At 58.9% G+C, this 20,535-nt stretch carries 15 protein-coding genes and 2 pseudogenes; 7 read left to right on the top strand and 10 right to left on the bottom strand.

Annotated features, from left to right (window positions below):
- The first annotated feature begins 83 nt into the window (after positions 1-83).
- Positions 84-1,640 (top strand): DHA2 family efflux MFS transporter permease subunit, encoded by a 1,557-nt coding sequence (locus ACRANW_RS12310; RefSeq protein WP_479432064.1) that lies wholly within the window; start codon positions 84-86, stop codon positions 1,638-1,640.
- Positions 1,641-1,770: 130 nt separating this feature from the next.
- On the opposite strand, the gene ACRANW_RS12305 is transcribed toward ACRANW_RS12310, so the two are convergent.
- From ACRANW_RS12305 to ACRANW_RS12290, 4 genes are all read right to left on the bottom strand, one after another.
- Positions 1,771-2,511, bottom strand: a complete 741-nt coding sequence (locus tag ACRANW_RS12305) for a hypothetical protein (protein ID WP_479433941.1) — start codon at positions 2,509-2,511, stop codon at positions 1,771-1,773.
- Positions 2,408-4,753 carry a TonB-dependent receptor plug domain-containing protein gene (locus ACRANW_RS12300; protein WP_479432063.1) on the bottom strand — a complete coding sequence of 782 codons (2,346 nt, stop codon included), beginning with the start codon at positions 4,751-4,753 and terminating at the stop codon, positions 2,408-2,410. Before ACRANW_RS12300 ends, ACRANW_RS12305 begins: the two co-directional genes overlap by 104 nt.
- A 731-nt stretch (positions 4,754-5,484) precedes the next feature.
- A complete protein-coding gene (locus ACRANW_RS12295) occupies positions 5,485-6,144 on the bottom strand; it encodes a response regulator (protein WP_479432062.1) in 660 nt (219 codons plus the stop codon).
- A gap of 70 nt (positions 6,145-6,214) precedes the next feature.
- Positions 6,215-8,089 (bottom strand): sensor histidine kinase, encoded by a 1,875-nt coding sequence (locus ACRANW_RS12290; RefSeq protein ID WP_479432061.1) that lies wholly within the window; start codon positions 8,087-8,089, stop codon positions 6,215-6,217.
- Between the two features lie 197 nt (positions 8,090-8,286).
- Between ACRANW_RS12290 and ACRANW_RS12285 the strand changes: the two genes are divergently transcribed.
- From ACRANW_RS12285 to ACRANW_RS12270, 4 genes and pseudogenes are all read left to right on the top strand, one after another.
- Complete coding sequence (locus ACRANW_RS12285; protein ID WP_479432060.1) at positions 8,287-8,424, top strand: hypothetical protein; 138 nt, start codon at positions 8,287-8,289, stop codon at positions 8,422-8,424.
- A gap of 324 nt (positions 8,425-8,748) precedes the next feature.
- Positions 8,749-9,045, top strand: a complete 297-nt coding sequence (locus ACRANW_RS12280; RefSeq protein WP_479432059.1) for a DMT family transporter — start codon at positions 8,749-8,751, stop codon at positions 9,043-9,045.
- A gap of 214 nt (positions 9,046-9,259) precedes the next feature.
- Positions 9,260-9,631: a hypothetical protein gene (locus tag ACRANW_RS12275; RefSeq protein WP_479432058.1), complete on the top strand. Its 372-nt coding sequence runs from the start codon at positions 9,260-9,262 to the stop codon at positions 9,629-9,631.
- A gap of 530 nt (positions 9,632-10,161) precedes the next feature.
- A pseudogene (locus ACRANW_RS12270) lies at positions 10,162-10,777 on the top strand (tyrosine-type recombinase/integrase).
- An 876-nt stretch (positions 10,778-11,653) separates the two neighbouring features.
- Here the strand turns inward: ACRANW_RS12270 and ACRANW_RS12265 are convergent.
- The 3 genes from ACRANW_RS12265 to ACRANW_RS12255 form a co-directional block, all read right to left on the bottom strand.
- Positions 11,654-14,188: a S9 family peptidase gene (locus ACRANW_RS12265; RefSeq protein WP_479432057.1), complete on the bottom strand. Its 2,535-nt coding sequence runs from the start codon at positions 14,186-14,188 to the stop codon at positions 11,654-11,656.
- 97 nt (positions 14,189-14,285) lie between these two features.
- On the bottom strand, positions 14,286-15,206 hold the full coding sequence (locus ACRANW_RS12260; RefSeq protein ID WP_479432056.1) for a hypothetical protein: 921 nt from the start codon (positions 15,204-15,206) through the stop codon (positions 14,286-14,288).
- A 151-nt stretch (positions 15,207-15,357) separates the two neighbouring features.
- Positions 15,358-15,804: a hypothetical protein gene (locus tag ACRANW_RS12255; RefSeq protein ID WP_479432055.1), complete on the bottom strand. Its 447-nt coding sequence runs from the start codon at positions 15,802-15,804 to the stop codon at positions 15,358-15,360.
- A gap of 704 nt (positions 15,805-16,508) precedes the next feature.
- Between ACRANW_RS12255 and ACRANW_RS12250 the strand changes: the two genes are divergently transcribed.
- The gene (locus ACRANW_RS12250; protein ID WP_479432054.1) at positions 16,509-17,588 is read left to right on the top strand and encodes an IS5 family transposase; all 1,080 of its coding nucleotides are present in this window, start codon (positions 16,509-16,511) and stop codon (positions 17,586-17,588) included.
- 70 nt (positions 17,589-17,658) lie between these two features.
- Here the strand turns inward: ACRANW_RS12250 and ACRANW_RS12245 are convergent.
- The 3 genes and pseudogenes from ACRANW_RS12245 to uraH all read right to left on the bottom strand — a co-directional run bounded on the left by ACRANW_RS12245 (position 17,659) and on the right by uraH (position 19,146).
- Positions 17,659-18,248, bottom strand: a pseudogene (locus ACRANW_RS12245) (DMT family transporter).
- A gap of 35 nt (positions 18,249-18,283) precedes the next feature.
- On the bottom strand, positions 18,284-18,754 hold the full coding sequence (locus tag ACRANW_RS12240) for a GlcG/HbpS family heme-binding protein (protein WP_479432053.1): 471 nt from the start codon (positions 18,752-18,754) through the stop codon (positions 18,284-18,286).
- On the bottom strand, positions 18,754-19,146 hold the full coding sequence (uraH, locus tag ACRANW_RS12235) for a hydroxyisourate hydrolase (protein ID WP_479432052.1): 393 nt from the start codon (positions 19,144-19,146) through the stop codon (positions 18,754-18,756). The genes ACRANW_RS12240 and uraH overlap by 1 nt, the downstream gene beginning before the upstream one ends.
- A gap of 125 nt (positions 19,147-19,271) precedes the next feature.
- Between uraH and ACRANW_RS12230 the strand changes: the two genes are divergently transcribed.
- A complete protein-coding gene (locus tag ACRANW_RS12230) occupies positions 19,272-20,150 on the top strand; it encodes a LysR substrate-binding domain-containing protein (protein ID WP_479432051.1) in 879 nt (292 codons plus the stop codon).
- Positions 20,151-20,535 lie beyond the last annotated feature (385 nt).

Genomic DNA, 20,535 nt, shown 5'->3' with positions numbered 1-20,535 from the left:
CGGTGAAGCCAATCCACCAGAATTTTCCTGCCGGAACACGTTTCCCTTTCTTGCAAACCCTCTCTTGGTTTAACCGCTATGGCATGAACGCGACCGAGATGCCTCAGGCAACCTTACGAACGTGGGCCGGCTTTGTCTTCATGTGCATTGGCATGTTTATGGCGATCCTCGACATCCAGATCGTGGCAACATCCCTGCCGACAATCCAGAGCGCGCTCGACATCGGCACCGACCAGATGATCTGGATCCAGACCGCGTATTTGACCGCCGAGATTGTTGCGATCCCGCTTACCGGATTTCTAACCGCGCGCCTCGGGATGCGCTGGCTATTTGTTTCCGCCGTGTCGGTATTCACCATCGCATCGATCGGATGTTCGGAAAGCGAAACGTTCGGCACGCTGATCGCATGGCGGATCATCCAGGGCTTTGCTGGCGGCACGCTTATTCCGGCGGTGTTTTCTGCCGTGTTTCTGCTGTTTCCGCAGCGGCTTCAGGGCATCGCGACAACCTTTGCAGGGGTGCTTGCCGTTTTTGCGCCGACCGTGGGGCCGATCGTTGGTGGCTGGATCACGGAAACCTATTCGTGGCACTGGCTGTTCCGGATCAACATCGTCCCGGGCATTCTATGCGCCATCGGCGCTGCCATCACGCTGCGGGGCCCGATCAGCAACGCCCGCTCGGCCCGGTCAGTGGACGCGTTGGCGCTTACTCTGTTGGCGGTTGGTCTCACCGCGCTTCAGATTGGGTTGAAGGATGCGCCGACAATCGGCTGGCTTTCGCCGACGGTAGCGGTTCTCTTGCTGGGTTTTGCGGTCTGCACGGGTTGGTTCGTCCTTCGGACCATCCGTTCGTCCGATCCCCTCGTTGAACTGCGCTGCTTTCAGGACCGCAATTTTGCGCTCGGCTGTGCGCTCAGCTTCATTCTGGGCGCAGGCCTGTTTGGCTCAACCTATCTCATGCCGTTTTTTCTGGGCCTTGTGCGCGAACACAATGCGCTGCGGATTGGCGAGATTATGCTTGTCACCGGTGTAGCCCAACTCGTGAGCGCACCGATCGCGGTGTATCTTGAGCAGCGGGTCGGCGCCCGCACCCTGACGGCGTTCGGCTTCTTGCTGTTTGCCGTCGGTTTGCTCATGAGTTCGCCGCAAACGGCAGACACCGATTTTGCGGAAATGTTCTGGCCGCAGGTCGTGCGCGGCGTCGCGATCATGTTCTGCCTGCTGCCGCCGACACGCATGGCTCTGGGCCGGTTGTCGCCCGACCTGGTGGCTGACGGGAGCGGTTTGTTCAATCTGATGCGCAACCTTGGCGGGGCCATCGGCCTTGCTTTGATCGACACCACGATTTTTAGCCGTGCGGCGTCGTATGGAACAGACGTCGTTGCGCAGCTAGAGGCGGGTGACGTTGCCACAGCAGTCAAAATTGGGATTCCGCGTGAGGCTTTCATTGAACAGATCGGCACGCCGCCCGACGAATTCACGCAAGAGATGATACGCCCCCTCGTCGAGAAATATGCGTTGGTAGAGGCGATCAATGATGCTTGGCTGTTGGTCGGCGGCTTAACGGCGCTGGCAGTGATCCTGGTGTTCTTTGTACGCCATGTTCCACTTGAATCCCAAGCTGAAGTCGCTCTGCGTTAAATCCGCAGGAGTTGAGCTCCATCGAACGGAACGGGAGGGCGCCAGCCGCTTGGTCTGATATGCGTCCCATGTCAGGCAGCTTTAGGGCCGTCTTGAAACGTTAACGCGTTGGCACCCGCCCGATCGACACTCAAAACTGCAATCGGGTTCCAACCCGGAAAACCCGGCCAAAAGGGTTGCCGATAAAAGGATCGTAGGACGGCTCCAGCCGCGCGGCAGGTGGATCAGCGTCAGTCACATTCTCGATCGAAAACTGCAATTGGGCCTTCACTGCGGTAAATGGAAGATCGTATTGGAAGTGAAGGTCGTGTTGCGTGAAGCTGCCGACTTCCCGTCCGAAATTGGTCGGTCCGAAGTTTGTCGCAAAGCACGGATCGATCCCGATGCACCGATCATCATCAACTCCGGCAACATACAGTGCCTGATACCGGGCGTTGAACCCGCTGATGTTGAAGTTTACCCAGCCATTGCCGCGGAAAGGCGAAATGGTCAGGGGATCGCGGAAATAATTGGTAAATCCCTTGGCCTGATAGGAGGGCTGCACCAGCAGGTCGCGGAAGATGAAATCTTCGAAGGTGTAATCCAGTACGAAGCTGCCCTGCGCTCCGATGTTGAGTTCTCCGCCCAGCAAGTCGGTCAGATAATCGAACGTCAGGTCGATGCCGCTCGTTGAGAGTTCCGGCCCGTTGACCCAATCGGTGCGTACCCGGCTGATGTCGATGCCGCGGGTTGTGCCCTGTACACAGCCGCCCTGAAATGTAATCAGATCAGCGAGCGCGCTGCCACAATTGGCAAGTGCGGTGGAACTGGCAACCACACTGCTGGCAATCGCTTGCGCTGGCGTGGTTGTGATCCGGTCGGACACATTGATGCTCCAGTAATCGGCCGACACTCTGAAGCCTGACGTCTGGATGACCGCCCCGACATTTATAGGTGAAGGCGGTTTCCGGTCCCAGATCATTCGGGTTGCCGAAGATGTCGACCGATTTGAAGTTGTTCGCGGCGGCCTGAATGCCGGCGAGCGTGGTGATCTGATTGTTGGCGACCTGATTGGCGAGCGGGGCACGGAAGGTCGTGCCAACCGATCCGCGCAGCACCAGCCAGTCCACCGGCTCCCAGCGGACGGTGCCTTTGGGATTGAAGGTGGAGCCAACGGAGCCTCCATAATCTTCAAGTCGCGCCGCACCGGTGATTTCCAACCGGTCCGTGATCGGCACCTGCACCTCGGCAAAGACGGCATTGACGCTCTGCTCCTGCGTTTCTGCGCGGGTGCCTCCCAAAAAGATAAATGACCCCACGCCTTCGATTGGTGTGCCAACGCAAGAACGATCGCCTTCGATGAAGCAGGGGTTGATGTTGAGATCGGACTCCGGGTTGATCGGTCTGGTCGACCAGTCATTGCCGCGATGCTGCACACCAAAGGCATAGGCGATCGGGCCGCCGCCCAGATCGATACCGGTCTCACCAGAGAAGATGGCATCGAACACCACCTGCTCTTCGACTTGAAAGGTGCCGTTGCGCACGTGGACAAAGTTGACCAGATCGACGCTGTTTTCAGCACCAGGTACAAAGTTGGGGTTGGTCAGCCCCTGTATTGAAATCGGTTGCGCAGCATTGATGAACGGATTGAACCACTGGCAGCCATTGCGGCCCGGTTGGTTCAACGTGCGATCGCAATTTGGTCCGCCAAAACCGTTCAGCGCGTTCTGAAGGCGCGACCCGACCATGTCGGGCACTGCCGTGCGGCGCTCCGACCGCCACCACGTTGCCGCAAACTGGGCCCGAAAGCTGTCGGAGAACTCATGGTCGATGGCCGCTGCCGCACGATAGGCCTGATTATTGGCGCTGCCTTTGCCGCTTCCGCGGTCAGGATCAGCGGGGTTGCCGAGCCAGCCGAAAGGTCGCCACAGAACGGCTGTGATCGCTGCGAGCGGCCGCGCGGCGGTTGATGGTGCAAGTCCGTTCTGCGCGAGAAAAGCCGGCACGCCGGGGTTGAGCGGGCTGACAGTGAAAGCATTGGCCGACCCCGAGCCTCGCGGCCCCTGCGTCGGTGGAAACGATGGTGAATAGCCAAGCGAGTTTAGATCGGTTTGGGCATAGAGCAGTTCGATATGAGCTTTGGTCCGGTCCGAAAGATCGATATCGGCCTGCACATACCCCTGATACCGGTCTTCCTCCTCGATGATGTTGTTCCACGGAATGAAGCTGAAACGGCAAATCGGAAGAGTGCCTTGCGTATCGAGCAATCCGCCTACCGCCGGGCAGGCTGTGGTTCCGCCATCACGCACAAGTGTGGTCGCAGGGACACCATTGTTGAGATAAGTCGCGCCAAACAGCCCCGGCGTTCCCAGAACCGACCAGCCGGAGAGGTTGTCGGCATAGGCCGTGCGGCTGAAATCCCGTTCGAAATTGGGTAGGGTGGAGCGATGTTGCCATCCGAAGCCTGCCATGATGTTCATGGCGCCGAAGCTCTTGCCGGCAAGGATCGACGTGGTCCAGTTGCCATCCGAACCTTTGATCGCCTCAAAATCGCCCTGGACGATAACACCGTTCAGATCGCGCATCGTGGTGAAATTGGCCACGCCTGCAATGGCATCGGAACCATAGGTTGCCGCAGCCCCGTCTTTGAGAATTTCGATATTCTGGAGCGCAAAAATGGGGATGAGGTTGGTGTCGGCAAACCCGTCACCCGGTGCCAGAATGGTGCGACGCCCATTGAACAGGACCAGAGTGCGCGTCGGTCCGAGACCGCGGAGGTTCAGCGATCCATTGCCCTGAAAGCCCTGCGACTGGGTCGAATACTGGTTTGAATCTCCCAGCGTTGCGCCGACTGAAGGCAGCTGCTTGATGAATTCGAGCGGTGAACTGATCCCTTGCCTGCTGAGGTCTTGAGCGGTGAACACATCGACCGGCATCGCTCCATTGGTTCGGCTACTGCGAATGAAACTACCGGTGACGACGATGTTGGTTTCAGGTTCGACGCTGGCAGTGTCCGCCCCGTCAACGTTTTCGACATCTTGCGCAAACGCAGGTGTAGCTAGTCCTGCCATTCCGACGCTGCCGATAGCCAAAGCCTTCCACGCGCAGAAAGTGCGCGAAACAATGCGTGCCATATCTCTCTCCCCCTGGCGGCGTCAAAAACTGCCTGTTCCCCGAAGAGCTGGCGTTGATCACCGCGAGAGACGAAAGAATATAACCATTTATACGCAAAATAAAGCAGAAAGTTTTGTGCATTGCAGCGATGGCGCAGCATTTTCATGTACCGCCGCATCGATTTTGGAACCGTACCCCGCACCGTTCCAATTTGCTGTATTGAGATCTTACAAGGACTGCGCTTTGGGACCCGCACTGCAACTGGTCTGAAGCGTGAATTGTGCGTTATCTGACTGGCGGACCCAAGGGCCGGTGTGTGACCGACGGCGCGATCACATGGGGATCTTACTTGCGTTTATTCGCACGCCGGTGCTCGTAACGCCAAGGTCTTGATGTTTCAGACCGATGCGGAGCGCCAATCGTACTGTCATTCGCTGAAATGTAAGCATCTCAGAACGTTGGCTGGGGCGGAAGGACTCCCAGCCAGGAATGATCCAAACATCCGGAATAGCGTGTTTCTTGCAACCGCATCCGGCCAAAGCACCACAACAGGGTGCCACGGCAGGAGACCACGGCCATGTGCCGCATTCAGAACGTTACCCGAAAGCAGGGAACCTATAATTTTTGTAGGCTCATACGTTTATCCGAGGCCAGCTTACTGACGCTCAACGTTGTGAGATCGGCCTCATCACGGACATCTGGACCTATGTGCCCGCATAGAAACTACTGGCGTGTGAGGAAGTGGGCTCCTTTAACTGCGGAAGCCCTGTCGGATCGCGTCGCTGCGCGAATTGACTTCGAGTTTGCGGTAGATCGCCTTGACGTGGGTGCCGACTGTGTGGGGCGAAATGGCAAGCGCTCGGGCGGCTTCCTTGTAGCTCTTACCTTCGGCAAAGGCGCGCAGCAGTTCGGTTTCACGCTGGGTGAGCCGGGCGTCCGATACACCGTAGGGTGAGGATTGCAATGTGGGCGCAGGCGCGCGCAGCAGATCGAGCAGGTAAACCGCCGCTGCCGGACTGACAGGCGCACCGCCGTCAAGCGTGATCGCGATGCCATCAAGGATTTGCTGCGGCGAGCTGTCTTTGAGCAGGTATCCGTCGGCACCCGCAGCAAGGGCCTTCACCACTGTTTCGCGGTCGCCGAAGGAACTAATGATCAGCACCTTGGCCGCGCACCCCGCCTTGATTTCGGGCACCAGATCATAGCCGTTTCCGTCGGGCAGGCCGATATCCATCAGGAACAGTTCGGGCACCAAGCCGATCAGCCCGCGGCCGGTGGCAAGATCTGGGGCCATGGCGATCACATCGTGTCCTTCGGCCATCCCCATAATCTGCATGAAGTAGCGGCGCACCGCCGGTTCATCCTCGATGATTGCAACGCGAACGGGCGCAGAGGGCGAAGGCGTGATCATGCCGCTAATCTATCAGCCGCACGCATCCGCGCCCATCCCATGCCGGGGGCAAGGTTATGGGATGCTTGCATCAGGCAGGCTGGAGCAGGCCAAGCGTGATGCGCGTGCCTTTGCCGGGGTCGGATTGCACTGAATAATCGGCGCCCACTGCTCTTGCGCGCACACGCATGTTGGCAAGGCCGCGTCCCGCATCGCCGGCTTCCGCGCCGCCAGAGCCGTTGTCGGCAATGGCGATGTTTACCGCGCCATTCACGGTCGTCGCTACCTCGACCGTAATCTCGCTCCCGCCCGAATGTTTAAGTGCGTTGGTCACCGCTTCCTGCATGATGCGGAAAACCTGTAGCACATCGCGCGGGCCAAGATCGGGGGCACCAAGCGATGCGGGCTGGTGCCAGCGGAAGGCAAAGCCCGCCGCTTCGATCCGTGGTTGGATACGTGCGCGGAAAGTGGCGAGCGCCGCTTCGAGAGATTCGCCCACCGAATCCATCGAATCGACCATCAGCCGCATTTCATCAATGACGTTCTGCAAACCTTCGGCAACCTTGGGCGGATCAGCTTCACCCAGCCTTGCGCTCAGCATCATCGTCATCAGTTGACTGCCGAGGCCATCGTGCAGATCGCGCATGATCCGGCGGCGTTCCTCGTCATGCGCCTGCGCGCGCACGAGCGCCTGTTCGCGTAAAGCGGCTTCGGCCAGTTCGGCTTCGCGCCGCGTGACCTTTTCCTGAAGCATCGCGTTCAATGCCCCTTGCGACTGGAACAGCCGGAAGTTGCGGGTGAGGAACGCCGCTGTCATCGCCAGCAGCAGGAAGACGGCGGAGTTTCCGACATTGTCCCCTGTCAAATCCAGATCTGGAAACCATTCCAACGCGGCATCCATCAGCAATGCCGCCGCTATTACTGTCATCAGGGCGCTTTCCAGCAGGCGATCTTCAGCCTGTGTGGCAAAATGCCATGCAAGCCGCGCAACCACCGCCACCGCCGACGCGCCCAGATACCACACCCAGATCATGGCGGGCACATCGAAGCCCTCCGGCATGGGCACGCGATAAATATGCCAGGCGATCACCGCCATCGCGGCGACATAGACAGCCATCGCTATTGGTTGCAGCCATGGCACGGGCCGGCCCGTCCAGCTATCGACGAAACACAACATCGCGGCCGGGATCAGCTGGTAGATCGCAAAGAAGGCCACCATTCGGCCCCAACCATCGACCGGCGGATCAAGCCACAGGTAATAGCCCGCATTGGCCACAAATCCGGCACACAACAGGCTGAGCCAGGCAGCAAATCGCCAGTCGTCCGATCGAAACATCATGATCGTCGCGATCACGCCAAGCAGGCCGAGCAACCCGCCAGTGAGAAGGTAGAAGGACGATGCGAGAAACAATTTGCGCGCTGTGTATTGTTCCAGCGCGGCGTAATCGGCGATTTTGGGTTCGTATACATCGGTATAGGGAAACCCGTCACGCAAGGTGATGAAGGTTAGCGTGTTCGTGCCTTGCTTAAGCAACCCCGAAGGCATCCGCACCAGGGTTCGCACCTGACCGTGAAAGCTGCCATTGCCCGGCTCCATGCGCCCGCGCACGACAATCGGCGATCCGTTCAAAGCAAGCTGGAAGTTGTCAGTCTGCAAGTTGGGGTAAATCCCCAATCCCTCCGCTGGCACGGAATCAAGCGCGAAGGTCATTTTGACCGCAAACACCGCCGTATCGCAGCAATATGTCCACGGCAGCTCGGCCGGTTCGAAACGTGCCTTTGCCGCCTCCGCAAAATCCGGGGCGGTGAGCCGGGCGACTGCGATATCGCTGACGCTTACAAGGTCCGGCTCCTTGCCCGGGTCGGCATGGAACAGGGGGCGATCGATCGCCAGCCAGTAGATCGCTTGCACCAGCAACACGGCGGCCAGCAGCTTGCCCAGCTGAGCCCAATTAAATTCACTCATTTTGCTTATGACACGATCCCCCGATTGTATGCCTGCAATGGCGCAAAGCCATTTATCTGAAAAGAGGTCTGATCAGTCAGGGGCCAAGATAAGGAGTAATAGGCGGATATCCGGGTGCAAGCGAGGAACTTGATCCCATTGATGAACTGGCAGAAGCCACCCCCGTCTGGATTTGTGAAACCAGCAATGACGAAGAAATGGTCGGGATCATCTATGCGACATACCAGGGCGAGGACTGCGAAGTATCGTCCCCGGTCGCAGAAGATACCGATTATTTCGGGCCATGTGATTCCGGCTGGGTGATGGCACAGGATGTCGAACTGCTGGCTGGCTGAAGCCGGGCCGAAGCGATTGCGGCTTATGCGGCGGCAGCGGGCTCGAAAAGATTGCCTTGTTCACGACCGCAAATTTGCTCGTCAGACGTTCGTCCGGGGGGTTGAACGCAACGGATTCAAGGTGGCAAGTCCCCGATGGCCGCGATGGCGACAACACACCTGCTCCCAATAATACGCATGAGCGTAGTTCATTATCTTAAGCGGAATGTCGGCTTCGGGCGGGATCGGACACTCAGTTCAGCATTCCAGAACGACCGACTTTGGGTCGGAAGCTGCCAGAAGGTATTGGGACAGGCCGTGTAAAAGCGCATTGGCAGACGAACGGTGCTGATTTCGGATTGGCGCGGAAGATTGCCGCCCACCCTCAGGTCTGGATTGCGGCGATCATCGCCTGGGCACCGAGGCTACGGCATATGCTTCTGGCTGCTGGCCTTTGCGATGACACGCATCCCGATGGGGGTCGCGTATGCCGTCTGGTCAGGGGTGGGGATCGTTGCAATTGCGGCAATTGGTTGGATCGTGTTCCGCCAGAGCCTAACCTTGGCGCAGGCAGGCTTCATGGCGCTGATCCTTGTCGGTGCCATCGGGCTCAATCTGACGACCGTCCGCACGGCGGCCTGAGGCTGGCGCCGAAAGGGTCCTCGGGCGTATTTCGCCCAAGGAACGGGTCACGCGGAAAACTGGCCATGACTGCTTCCGCCCAGCCTCGGCCATGACTGGGACTGATGCGCCATCCGGAAAGCGGCACGTCTGCATAGCCCTGCTCGCGAAAAATTCCCGCTGGTCAGCAAACGACCCCCTTGCTGCCACAACTGACTCCGGTTCATATGTTCACATGACGCAGCTTCTATCATCTGAGTTCTTGTTAGTGGCGTCGATTGCAGCGGTTGTTTCAGGATGTTCGGAAACGTCGTCAAAGACCGCCTTACGATTTGACGACGATGTGATCTTTGTCACTCACGTGAGCGATGCGGGTGGTGCTCTCGGTGAAACAACCTACCGACTAGAGGCTAAACACGCTGGCGAGCAGGCTCCCTTCTTCGAAGGTTCCAACCCTAAAGACTTCCGAATGTCCAAGCGCGGACCTAACCAGCTTGCAGTTCGCTTCTGTGACGGGAACATCCGCTTGGCTCAACCGATCTTCGTGCCGTCAGATGGACGGCTGATACATTTACACGTCGAGATGGATTGCACTTCCCGAAGCTAACGGCAAATATCCACCCACCAGCGGTCATAAGCGGCGCTCTGTCTCGGTCCCAAAAGCAGACGAACAGCTACACGATCGACGCGTCAATCGATCCCTTTTTCATCCGCAACAAACGCAGATAACCCTCGTTGCCGAGTCCAACATCATATCCTTCCACACCATGGAAGAATCCGTCTGGCCACAACCGTTCAAGCTGCGAACTACGCATCCTGCCGGCCACTAGGAACAGCCAGAATCTCGCCATGTGCTCCCGAGCCAATGGCGATATGCGAGACGCCCCGTCGGAGCCCAACACACTCAGCAGATGGATGCCTACCGCACGCTTCATGACCTCATAGGCTTGGACTGGTTTACCGTGGTTCCCGTCCAGGACGGCCGGCCGCGAATGCGCTGGGCCCGTGCCGGGAGCATCCCATGCCTCCAAGCTCCGAAGCTCAGTCGCGGATGCTCCCACAATCTCACCATATTGCGCCATCGACGCATAGGCGCCCGCTCTTTCTTTTGGCCAATCAAGGCCATGGAGAAAAGTCATGACCTACTCTCACCTCGACCCGGCGATGCAGAAACGGGTCTCGTGGAATGCCGGCAAAATCGTCGGCACTAAGCGGCCGCTCACTTAAAAGCAGATTTGGGCGATCCGGTTCTTCCTTGATCGCGAGGAGCGGCTCCGTGACCGCGCCGACAGCAAGCTGCGGGGCTGCGATTTGGTGAAGCTTAAGATCGGCGACCTTGTGGCCAGATCTGAAGTCCGCGACCGCGCAATGATCATCCAGCAGAAGACAGGGCGACCCGTGCAATTTGAAATTACAGCAGACGCCCGAACAGGTCTGCTAACATGGCTCCTGCACCGGAGCGGTACCATCGATGATTTCGTGTTTCCAAGCAGAATTCGTGCCGGCCAACCGATCAATACGCGGCAGTATGCTCGCCTCATCGATGAGTGGGTCAATCGCGGTCGGGTTGAGGCGGGAGGAATACGGCACCCATTCCATGCGGCGCACCAAGGCGGCCATGATTTACCGGACAACCGGAAATCTGCGTGCAGTGCAAATCCTGTTAGGCCATTCCAAGATCGAGAATACAGTCCGGTATCTCGGGGTCGACGTGGAGGACGCACTAGTCCTCGCGGAGCGCATTGAGATTTGACACAGCTGGCGGCCATCGGACGGGCTCCTATGGCCGCTTTTGTCGAAGTCCGAAGATCACCGAACCGGCAGCAAGTGGGTGGATTTGCGACATCCTGCTGTTAGACGTGTAACGCCAACGACAACGCCATCGCCCGGCGGATAAGGCCGCCACTTGCTAAATCCGTTCGCATTTTCCTGCTCTGAGCAGTGCAGTTCTACTGAAGCGCCGATACGCGGCTACCATGACGTCGGCACAGGCGTTCCAATTCATGCACCCAAGGGCGGCTTTCAAGATAGGTGCTTGTTCCAATGTCTGCATCAGTTGGAACTATGTCGTCGGTCAGGCTAAGGTTCCGCGAGGATAACTCGAGCTGGTTTTCGCCGGAAAACCATCGGATCAGCCGATCTCCTCCGCGCCAAATGACCCACACCGCGTCGATGTCATCGGCTTTATGTGTAAGTCCAACTACGCAAGCGCGAGAGTCCTCGCTTGGAGCTTGCCTACGAAGGTAAGAGCCTACAACGTTCTGATAATCGGAGAATTCTGGCTGGGTCATAAGGTCGAATGGCGTGTAGTCCGAAAAGCGCGACGCGGAGGACGGACTTTCTTCAACGCACGCGGACGCGAACATCAAAGATGCTGCTAATAGAAAGCCAGTGTGGCGCACTGATCATTGTTCCTGCGTCTGCAATAAAGAACCCAAGTCGCATGCCGAACATTAACGACCGCTTTCGCGCGTGCGATTGGAAATCCTTGAAGGCCGCATTGGGGGCGCTTGCTGACCAGCAGCAATTTTTCAAAACCGAGGCAAAGCCGCAGGACCGCTTTCGGGATCGCGGATCCTACCTGCTGATGACTGCAACTGGGTGGAATTCTGCCCGTCCGCTTTGAGCTTCAGTTAGTGTTACCAAGCGGCGCTTCTGAGTGACCGCCCTGCTTTAGGTGGAGATCGAACCAGTCGATCAGCTCACGCGTGATATCGCGGATGTTGGCAGGCGAGTTGGCGAGCGAGTGGTTCTCGCCCCAATAGCGCAGAAGCCGGGCCGGACGACCTTTTCGGCGCAGCAGCGACCACAGCGCCTCCGGCTGCGAGAGCGGCGCGCGCGTGTCGAGCTCCCCGTGGATCAGCATCAGCGGTGTGTGGATCCGGTCAGCGAAAGTGAGGGGTGAGTTGCGGTGATAAAGCGCGGGATCGGTCGCGGGGTCGATCTTGAAGCCCAAGCCCCGCTCGTAGATCGGGCCGTTGACTGCCATGTCCTGATCAATGCCGGGCCAGCCCCGCGCTGCGGGATCGAACGCGCCGTAGTTCGTGGCAATGTCCGTTGCCCCCGCAATCGCGGCCGCCGCTTTGAAGCGGTCGGTCTGCGCTACCAGCGCGCTGACGGTGTAGCCGCCAAAGCTCTGGCCGAACACGCCGACGCGATCTTTGTCGGTGATGCCGAGCTCCACCAGCTTGTCGATGGCGGGAAGGACGCCGCCTGGGAACGCTGCAAGTGGCTCGCCCGGTGCCTCACTGCGCGGGACCGGGATGGCGGGAATGGCCACGACATAGCCGCGGCTCGCGTAAAGCTCGAGGTTGTAAATGCCCGGCATGTGCGGATCGAGGAAGTAGTCGTCGATCCCGGATGGGCTGTAGCTGCCATAGACCCACATCAGCGTCGGATATCGCCTTGCGGGATCGTAATCCGCAGGAAACAGCACCGCCATCTTCAGCGCTGTGCCATCAGCGTGGCGATAATCAATCATGCGCCGCTCGCCCCAGGCGATATCGGCGAGATGCTGGTTATGTCGCATAAGAGCGCGGGGCGCCGCGGGACTGTCCCACGGTGTGAAGTTCACGACGCTGCCTTCAAACCCGTTTTCGGCCCAGACAATCCCGCTGCAATCACGATCGAGCAGCCGGGCGGACGACGCGAGAGTGATGCTCTCGGGGCGCGGGCCGTCGCTGGTCCAGAGGCTGTAGGCGGAGGCCCCGTCTTCCCACTCGGTGACAAGCTGTGCCGCGCTGCTGCAACCCGTTGGGTTGGAAGCCTGCCATGACACGAACCGACGTGCGTCGGGATCGAGGCGGACAGGGCCGGTCTTGCTTTGCCCCGTGATCTGGCCATTTGGAAAGGTGCGGAGGCTGGCAGGCCATTCGACGCTGCCCTCGACCTCGGCCGTCCGGCCGGTAAGAACATCGACGAGCTGAAAACCGCTCGCGGCGTTGGAGTCCCTCACCAGCATTCGCGTCCGGTCAGCCCAGAGGGCATAGGTTGTCGCACGCGAATGCGCTGGCGCGGTTTCATTGAATGTGAGGCCGGGTGCTTGGGCAACCATCGCGAGGTCGCTTCCGGCAAGGGTCCAGAGGCTGGCTGATGTAATGTCCGCCGCCGGCCGGGCGCGCAGAGCGACGTATTCGGAACGCGGAGACCATCCAATGATGTCGAGCGGAAAATGTGCGCCGCTTGGTGCCTCAATCCGCTGCAAGGCGGGCCGTTCGCCAAGGTCGAGCATGAATAGGGCATTCTCCACCGCCCATGCCATGACATTCGGCATATCGGGTGACCGGCGGTGCGGCGGAATCGCCTGAACCGGTGCAAGAATTGCGGCGCGGCGGGCATCGGGCGAAAGGGCGATGGTCAGCGCGCCGAACATCGGGAATGCCGACACCTCGCCAATCTTGGTCGACGAGCCATCCGTCAGATTGAAGATCACCATTTCGGCCGAATAGTTACCCTCTGCCAAGTCCGCAGCTGCCGTGCCGCTGTCGGAGCGCGATACTGTCGGCACCTCGCCCGCACGAATCTCTTCGCCCGCCTGTGAAGCCTCGCGGTGGAACTTGGCGTAGCGATCCACCATCGCTGAACGCTCACCCGGCGGCATCAGCACCGCTAGCAGGCGATCCGGGCCGAGCCACAGGAAGGGCGCATTCTCGTCATTATCGCGGCACGTATTCGGGAGACTTGCCCCTGCAGCGCGCAGGTCAAGCTCGTTGAGCGGGGAGCCGTAGCGCACCTGCGTCATCATGGCGCGATCACTGACGCGCCGGGGCGCTTCGGCTCCGCGTTCCCACACGTAGAGGCGGGCATTGTCACCGCCGTGCGGCTCGCCTTGTTCGGGCGCGGTTGAAAGCATCGCCAGTCGCTTGCCGTCGGAGCTCCAGTAGGGGCACCAGAAGCCCGCCGCGCTCGCTTGTCCATCGGTCAGCTGGCGCAGCTGCGATCCGTCGCGCTTCACCAGCCAGATATCGGTGCGCGAGGAGTCGATCTCATAGGAATTGCGGCCATAAACCTCGCCTGAGGTAGCCGGGCGAGGCATCGCAATCGCGATGTCGTCGGCATCCGGAGAAATGTCGGCGCGGTCAACGGTGGCTGTGGCAAGCACATCGTCGATGGTCAGCGGACGGGCCGAAACCGTGGGAGCGACAAACAGCGCGGCGAGGGACACCAGCCCTATACAAGACCGGGTTATGGCTCGCTGATCACGCCGCAATCGCCTTCTCCTCATTTGCTGCGATGGGTTTAGCCGCGCCGGGCACCAAGGGCTATGAATTTGGCAGGGGTGGCTGATCGGGGCACATGAGGGTGACAGTCCCGGCTCTGAAATCATAGGTGATCGACGCGCAATGCCCGATCGTGCCCATGCCGATATAGAGCCGCTGTCTAGGGACCTTGCCCTTGCTGTCGCCGGAGACAACAATCTCGTTCGGATCCTCCTCGGGCACGGGCCCCTCGGCAATCCCTCGAGAATTGCCCATGTCCGACACCCGCACAGCAAGGTTGCGGATTTCTAGCTCTCCGAGCATCAGCGGACGCTCAAGACTGAGCGAGCGGATTGGGCGAGCCACGCCGTAGAGGATCGGCGCCTCTCGTGTATCGCCATCGAACCGTCCGCTATTCACATCGGCGATCCACTTGCCGCCCGTTGCTGTCACCAGACTTTCTGCGCGTTCGAAACTGAAGGCTACGTAGATCGGCCTGCCGCCGACATCGATCCGCACACCTGTCTGGCTGCGCCCCATTTCTGTGTCGAGCGGCAGGGTGATCGGCCGGTCACCGGGCTGTGCCTCTCGCATGATGAATATGGTCCGGGCGAAGGGGAGTGTCTCAGGGCCAGCGATGCCATCCGCACCCTCTGTCAATTGCCGGTCGCTGAAGGCCGTGCGGCGCTTGAATGAGGCTGTGCCGGCGCGATAACGTACGTTGTCAGTGCGGAACCCGATCTTCTCCGGGCCAGTTACATAGATGTAGCCGATCATGCTGGGCTTCAGCCCGATCCGCTGCGCTGCATCGGCATTTAGGGTGGGAACGGAGATGGCATCAGGCGCGAGGCGCATACGCACTGGCTGATCGTTTATGGTGATGGCGATGGCTTCGCCCATCCGAACCTCGAGGTCGCTTTGCGCGGTATCCTGAGGTTTTGCAGTTGCTGTTGCGGCGATCGCGACCGCAGTAGCCGCGAGCATCGATAGGCAGTGTCGCATACGGTTAAACCTCAAGAATACAGGGAGAAATAGCGGTGGAGGCTCTGAACATCGGGTGAATGGCATGCCCCATCTTTCCACTGTTTCAGTATTCTGGACGACGGCCAGACGTTGGTCACAAGTCCGGGCGCACCTACTCCTCATTTTCAGGCAGCTCGCCCTCCTGACCCAGCGGCGCTAGCCCGCGCGCCATGCGATCCGCGTCCGACCCTGCAGGGGCCATTGGTAATGCACCGAAATCGACGACGTATGCGGGCGGAGGTGCCTTGCCGAATGCAACGCAGCCGAATGGATAGCCCTGATCATGGCAATCGATGATGAAATCAGGTGCGCGAGGAGCGCCCCTGAGCATCGTCTCCTGCGCGTAACGCCTCCGGGTTTGTTCGCGGGTGCCTGTCATCGCGGAGTCTTCGCTGCCCACCTCGCGACAGACCACGATTTCTCCGCTGATGGTGCCTGCATCTTTTCGATCCTGACACTCCTTCAATCGCAGCAGACTAGAGTTGTCGCGCGGGACTGAAACATTCAGATTGAAGATCAGCACCGAAGGGGGCGGGGGTACGGGTTCGTTAGGAACCATGTCCGCCCCCGCGGGGTTATCTTGTCCGGCCAAAGGGGAGGCCCCGATTGCCGCCAAACACATCAAACCAGTCTGTAAGTTTCGGCAGACGGTTGCTGTAGTTCTATACAAACCCGCCTCCATCCATTTATAATCCCATGACATTTAGGTGATTACTGCAGCTGAAGCAATGATGGGCTGAATTGCGCCGAAGTTTGGCAGCGAATTTTGAGCCCGTCACCTTCGTCCAGTAGCATCTTGGCGCCCGTGCTAAGTCAAAATATAAGAGTAAATAATAAAGTCACACTCATTTTTTTAGGCCTAAGAAGGTGGGCATGGAACGCGAAATGAACTCAAACATTCTATCGACGATTACGATGGCTTCTTAGTGACTTTTATCCGCAGGGGTATCTTTTGCACTCATTGGTTTGCTGACAATTTGTTTCCGTCGAATCTTTATGGATATTATAGATTATCATGGTCAAGAAATGCTGTATGCCTCGGTGTCGATAGCGTTTATATTTGCAAATCTAATATTATTTTTTCTACACCGAGCGATGCCATTGGAGTGGATCTTCATTCCTATCCTTACCAACGTAATAGCGGGCTTTGGGATCGCTTACTATTTCTATAGAATGCCTCGAAGGTGAGATGGACACCCGCAAAAACCCCTCGCGTTTGAGGCCATGATCTGATTGATTTGGCGCATTGGACGGAGAGGTTTGATGCACCCACGCAGCCTGTTTTCACTGGCGGAGCATTTGGAGCGGCTGAGCAAGGACGGCGATCCGCTGGAGGCGTTGGCGGGCACGGTGGAGTTTAAACGCTTCCGGCCACTTTTGATCCGCGGCCTTGGTTATAGCGACGGCGCCAAGGACGGCCGGCCTCCCTTTGACCCGGTGGCGATGTTCAAGGTGGTGGTGATTCAGGCGCAGCATAATCTGTCCGATGCGCGCATGGAGTTCATGATCCGGAATCGGCTGTCATGGATGCGTTTCTTCGGCTTTGACCTTGGCGGTGCGATGCCCGACGAGAACACCATTCGTCACTATCGTAACCGGCTGACCGAGAGCGGCACGCTCGATGCGCTGATGCAAGCGTTCGAACAGCAACTGCGCGAGGCTGGGTATCTGGCGATGGGCGGCCAGATCGTCGATGCCACGCTGGTGCCCGCGCCCAAGCAGCGGAACACCGAGGACGAGAAGGCCGCAATCAAGGCGGGCAAGTCGGCAAAGCAGATATGGCGCGGCAAGCCGAACAAGCCGCACCAGAAAGATGTCGATGCGCGCTGGACGATCAAGATCGGCGGCAAGATCCGCTATCGCTCCGACGGGACCCCGCCACCGCAGATCGCCACGCCTGTGTTTGGCTACAAGTCGCATATCAGCATCGATCGGCGCTTCGGCTTTATCCGAAAGGCCAGTGTCACCTCAGCGGCTGACAGCGATGGGCGCCAGTTGCGCCGGGTGATCGACACGAGCAACACGGCCAGCGATGTGTGGGCTGACAGCGCCTATCGCAGCAGCAAGAATGAGGCCTGGCTGAAGGCCAGCATGCTCAAGAGCCGCATTCATCGCCGCAAACCCAAGGGCAGGCCGATGCCCGAGCACACGGCGCGCGCCAATGCAGCAAAGTCAGCAACCCGGGCCCGCGTCGAACATGTCTTTGCCCACCAGAAGAACCGCTTCGGCCTCTTCATCCGCACCATCGACATTGCCCGCGCGCAGGCCAAACTCACGCTGGCCAATCTGGCCCACAACTTCGACCGCCTGATCTTCCACGAGCGGTGCGCAGCCACGGGATAGGTGCGCCCGAAATCCGCAGAAAGCACTGAAAGGCCAAAGACCATCGCCGAAAAGCGGCCAATCGGCCCCATCAAATAGCGTCTCTCGCGGCAATCCCCGGAACCCGCCCAATCACATAGGCAAACTCATGGTTGTTGCGCTTGCGCAGCAGCACGGAGTAAAACGACCAGACGACGACCGCCGCGCAGATCACGAGATCGCCTGTATCGAATTTCAGCCCGAGAAGCGCAGACAGATCACCGCGCAGAACGATGATCAAAGCGCCGGCAATCGACAGGCATATGCCGATGATTTGCGGAACCCGGACATTTTCGCCGAATACGAGGGCACCGAGCATTATTATCAGCGCTGGCTGCATCGACTGAAGCAGCAAGCCGTTGACCGCCGTTGTGGTCTGCAGGCCTGTATAAAGGAGGGTATTGAAGGTGCCGATCCCCAACGCCCCCAACACCAGTTGGCTTTCAGGGTGGCAAGGTCCCGCCGCAGGTGTGGCCATGCAAACGGCAGGAGCAAAAGCAAAGCCAGCGCCCAGCGCCAGAAGGCCAGTGCAACCGGCGGCATGACATCACGAGCAGCACGTCCGACAATCGAATTGCCGGCCCAAAACAACGCGGTGAATGTGAGCAGCAGGTAAGGGCGCGACCAAACCCAAGCAATCATTCGGGTTCCATACGAAGGCACGGCGAATTCAGGCCCTATGATGTCAGCGTTGCGAGCGCTGCGCTGGCGCATTGCTCATCGCTTACCGATCCACCCGAGCCTGCGACCCCGATGGCGCCAATCACCTCTCCCGCGTGCACGATCGGCAAGCCGCCGCCCAGCAGCAGGAGTTCAGGGACGTTCGTCAGGTTGCGTGATCCGGGATCTGATGCAGTCCGCTCCGCAAGCGTAGATGTGCTGGTCTTGGTTGATAGAGCCGTGAAGGCCTTGCGCTCGGCGGCACGAGTGTTGTGCGGCCCTATGCTATCCCCCCGCTGGAGCACAATCAGGTTACCGCCGCGATCAACGATAGCGACAACAGCATCCCTGTTCATGGCACGGCACGATGCGAGTGTTTCGTCAGCGAGAGCATTAGCCATTTCGAGCGACACAGACCGCTGCGCGGCAGGTGCCGGCAAGGCGGTCACGGCAGCAACCACAAGCGGGATCAGCATTTCAATCATCATCAGTTACCACGGTAGGTCGAATAGCCAAAGGGGCTGACCACGACGGGAACGTGATAGTGGCCAGCCTTGTCTGTCACACTGAAGGTAACAGTAATTTCAGGGAAGAAGGGCTTCGCTTCAGCGTTGGGATAGGCGGTCATATCGAATTGCAGCCGATAGACTCCGGTGTTGAAATCGGCTCCCGGACCAAAGCTTCGCACCCGTCCATTGTCGTCGGTGCGGGCCTCGCCCACCTCAACCCAGGTTCCGCTGGTATCACGCTTCGACAAAGTGACAGGGACATTCGTTCCCCCGACACCCGCCGCAAGGTCGAGCACGTGGGTCGAAATTTCGGCTGCAGCAGCGGGAGCCGCCATCAGAGTGAAGGCAAGCGGAATAAGGACGCTGGTCATCTTCATTGGTGTGATCCTGATTTTATGGCTGGGCCAAAGAATGGGTATATCCGCCCGTAGCGCGCAGCCGCTTCATATTCGAATGAAATGATTGAATAGCTATCATTCACTTCTATAATGATGCGGTGTTCGATCCCAGACTTCTCGTGGCGTTTGTGGCGGTTGCCGATGCAAAGAGCTTTACAGCTGCGGCCCATCGACTTCATTCGACCCAGTCAACTATCAGTCAGCAGATCGGCCGGTTGGAGGGTCTGGTTGGCAAGGCTCTGCTCGATCGCTCTGCCCGGCCCGTAAAGCTTACCCCGGCGGGCGAACGCCTGATCGGATATGCCAGGCGCATTCTCGCCCTTCAAAGCGAGGCTGCCGCTTTGCTGGCTGATCCTTCGGGCAGCCGAACCCTTCAGGTCGGCTTGCCCGATGATCTGATGACGGCCCCTATGAGCCAGGGGTTTGCCCGCTTTGCCGAGCGCTACCGTGAAATTCGTCTCGATGTCACGACAGGGCTCAGCAGGGATTTGTCGCGGCAATTTCGCGAAGGGGAGTTTGATGTGGTTATCGTCAAGGAACCCCGCGCGCAGGCTGACGCACGCGCTAGCTTTTCCGAACCATTGGTCTGGGTCGAGGTCGCCAACCAATTGCAGCAGTGGTCTGAACCGATACCGCTCGTCGCCTTTCCGCCGGGCGGGCTCTACCGGGACCAGATGATCGACCAGATCGAGGCTGCGGGATTGCGCTGGTATCTGGCCTTCACGGGCAACAGTCTTGTTAGTGTGCTGCGCGCCGTGGAAGCCGGACTTGGCGTTTCGATCCTGCCTGTTGCCACAATTGCATCCTACGCCGTTCAGACTTGCCGGCAGTTAGAGCCCGTCCCGCCAATGGTGCTGTCGGCTTACGCTTGGGAACAGGACACCGCAACGAACGAACTTCTGTCGGTTTTAAACGAGATCATGTCGCTCGAACGCGCGGCCACCGTTCACCCGGACATCCCAGCGGTCGAGGTCTGAGCACAGGCCAGAAAAGGCCGCCCGAACAGCTAGTCAGCATGCTTTGTGGCGATGGCAGGTAAGTCCCAAGACCTTTGGGCAGCTGGGCAGCTGCCGACCAGCATATGTCGTTCCGGATCAGGACTACGGACGGCAACTCCTCCCAAGACCGGTTGTTCGCCTGCCGTAAAGCTGGGGTGGCCCGATGCGCTAATTTAGGCCGTTCGCCAAGGCCTCGGCGTTCCAAAAACTGACCAGCCATTCTAAAGGTTTATTGACCTCGAAGCCTAACGGTCGTTGTGGAATTCTGGCCAACAATTCTCGCACGCACTGACGATAATCTGCTGGGTTCGCGGTGCCATAACCGCGCGGTTATGACACCTGCTGTGAGGCACAGGTACGACAA

The organism is Erythrobacter sp. 'gip.4 top 5', from assembly GCF_056495765.1.
Note: the sequence above shows the minus strand (reverse complement) of the source record. Positions and strands in the feature narration are given on the sequence as shown.

Bases quoted from the DNA above. Each gene is read 5' to 3' on its own strand.
- ACRANW_RS12250 (WP_479432054.1), top strand. From the start codon at position 16,509: ATGCACCCACGCAGCCTGTTTTCACTGGCGGAGCATTTGGAGCGGCTG.
- ACRANW_RS12275 (WP_479432058.1), top strand. From the start codon at position 9,260: ATGACGCAGCTTCTATCATCTGAGTTCTTGTTAGTGGCGTCGATTGCA.
- ACRANW_RS12295 (WP_479432062.1), bottom strand. From the start codon at position 6,144: ATGATCACGCCTTCGCCCTCTGCGCCCGTTCGCGTTGCAATCATCGAG.
- ACRANW_RS12260 (WP_479432056.1), bottom strand. From the start codon at position 15,206: ATGCTCGCGGCTACTGCGGTCGCGATCGCCGCAACAGCAACTGCAAAA.
- ACRANW_RS12240 (WP_479432053.1), bottom strand. From the start codon at position 18,754: ATGATGATTGAAATGCTGATCCCGCTTGTGGTTGCTGCCGTGACCGCC.
- uraH (WP_479432052.1), bottom strand. From the start codon at position 19,146: ATGACCAGCGTCCTTATTCCGCTTGCCTTCACTCTGATGGCGGCTCCC.
- ACRANW_RS12285 (WP_479432060.1), top strand. From the start codon at position 8,287: ATGGTCGGGATCATCTATGCGACATACCAGGGCGAGGACTGCGAAGTA.
- ACRANW_RS12255 (WP_479432055.1), bottom strand. From the start codon at position 15,804: ATGGTTCCTAACGAACCCGTACCCCCGCCCCCTTCGGTGCTGATCTTC.
- ACRANW_RS12310 (WP_479432064.1), top strand. From the start codon at position 84: ATGAACGCGACCGAGATGCCTCAGGCAACCTTACGAACGTGGGCCGGC.
- ACRANW_RS12300 (WP_479432063.1), bottom strand. From the start codon at position 4,753: ATGGCACGCATTGTTTCGCGCACTTTCTGCGCGTGGAAGGCTTTGGCT.
- ACRANW_RS12290 (WP_479432061.1), bottom strand. From the start codon at position 8,089: ATGAGTGAATTTAATTGGGCTCAGCTGGGCAAGCTGCTGGCCGCCGTG.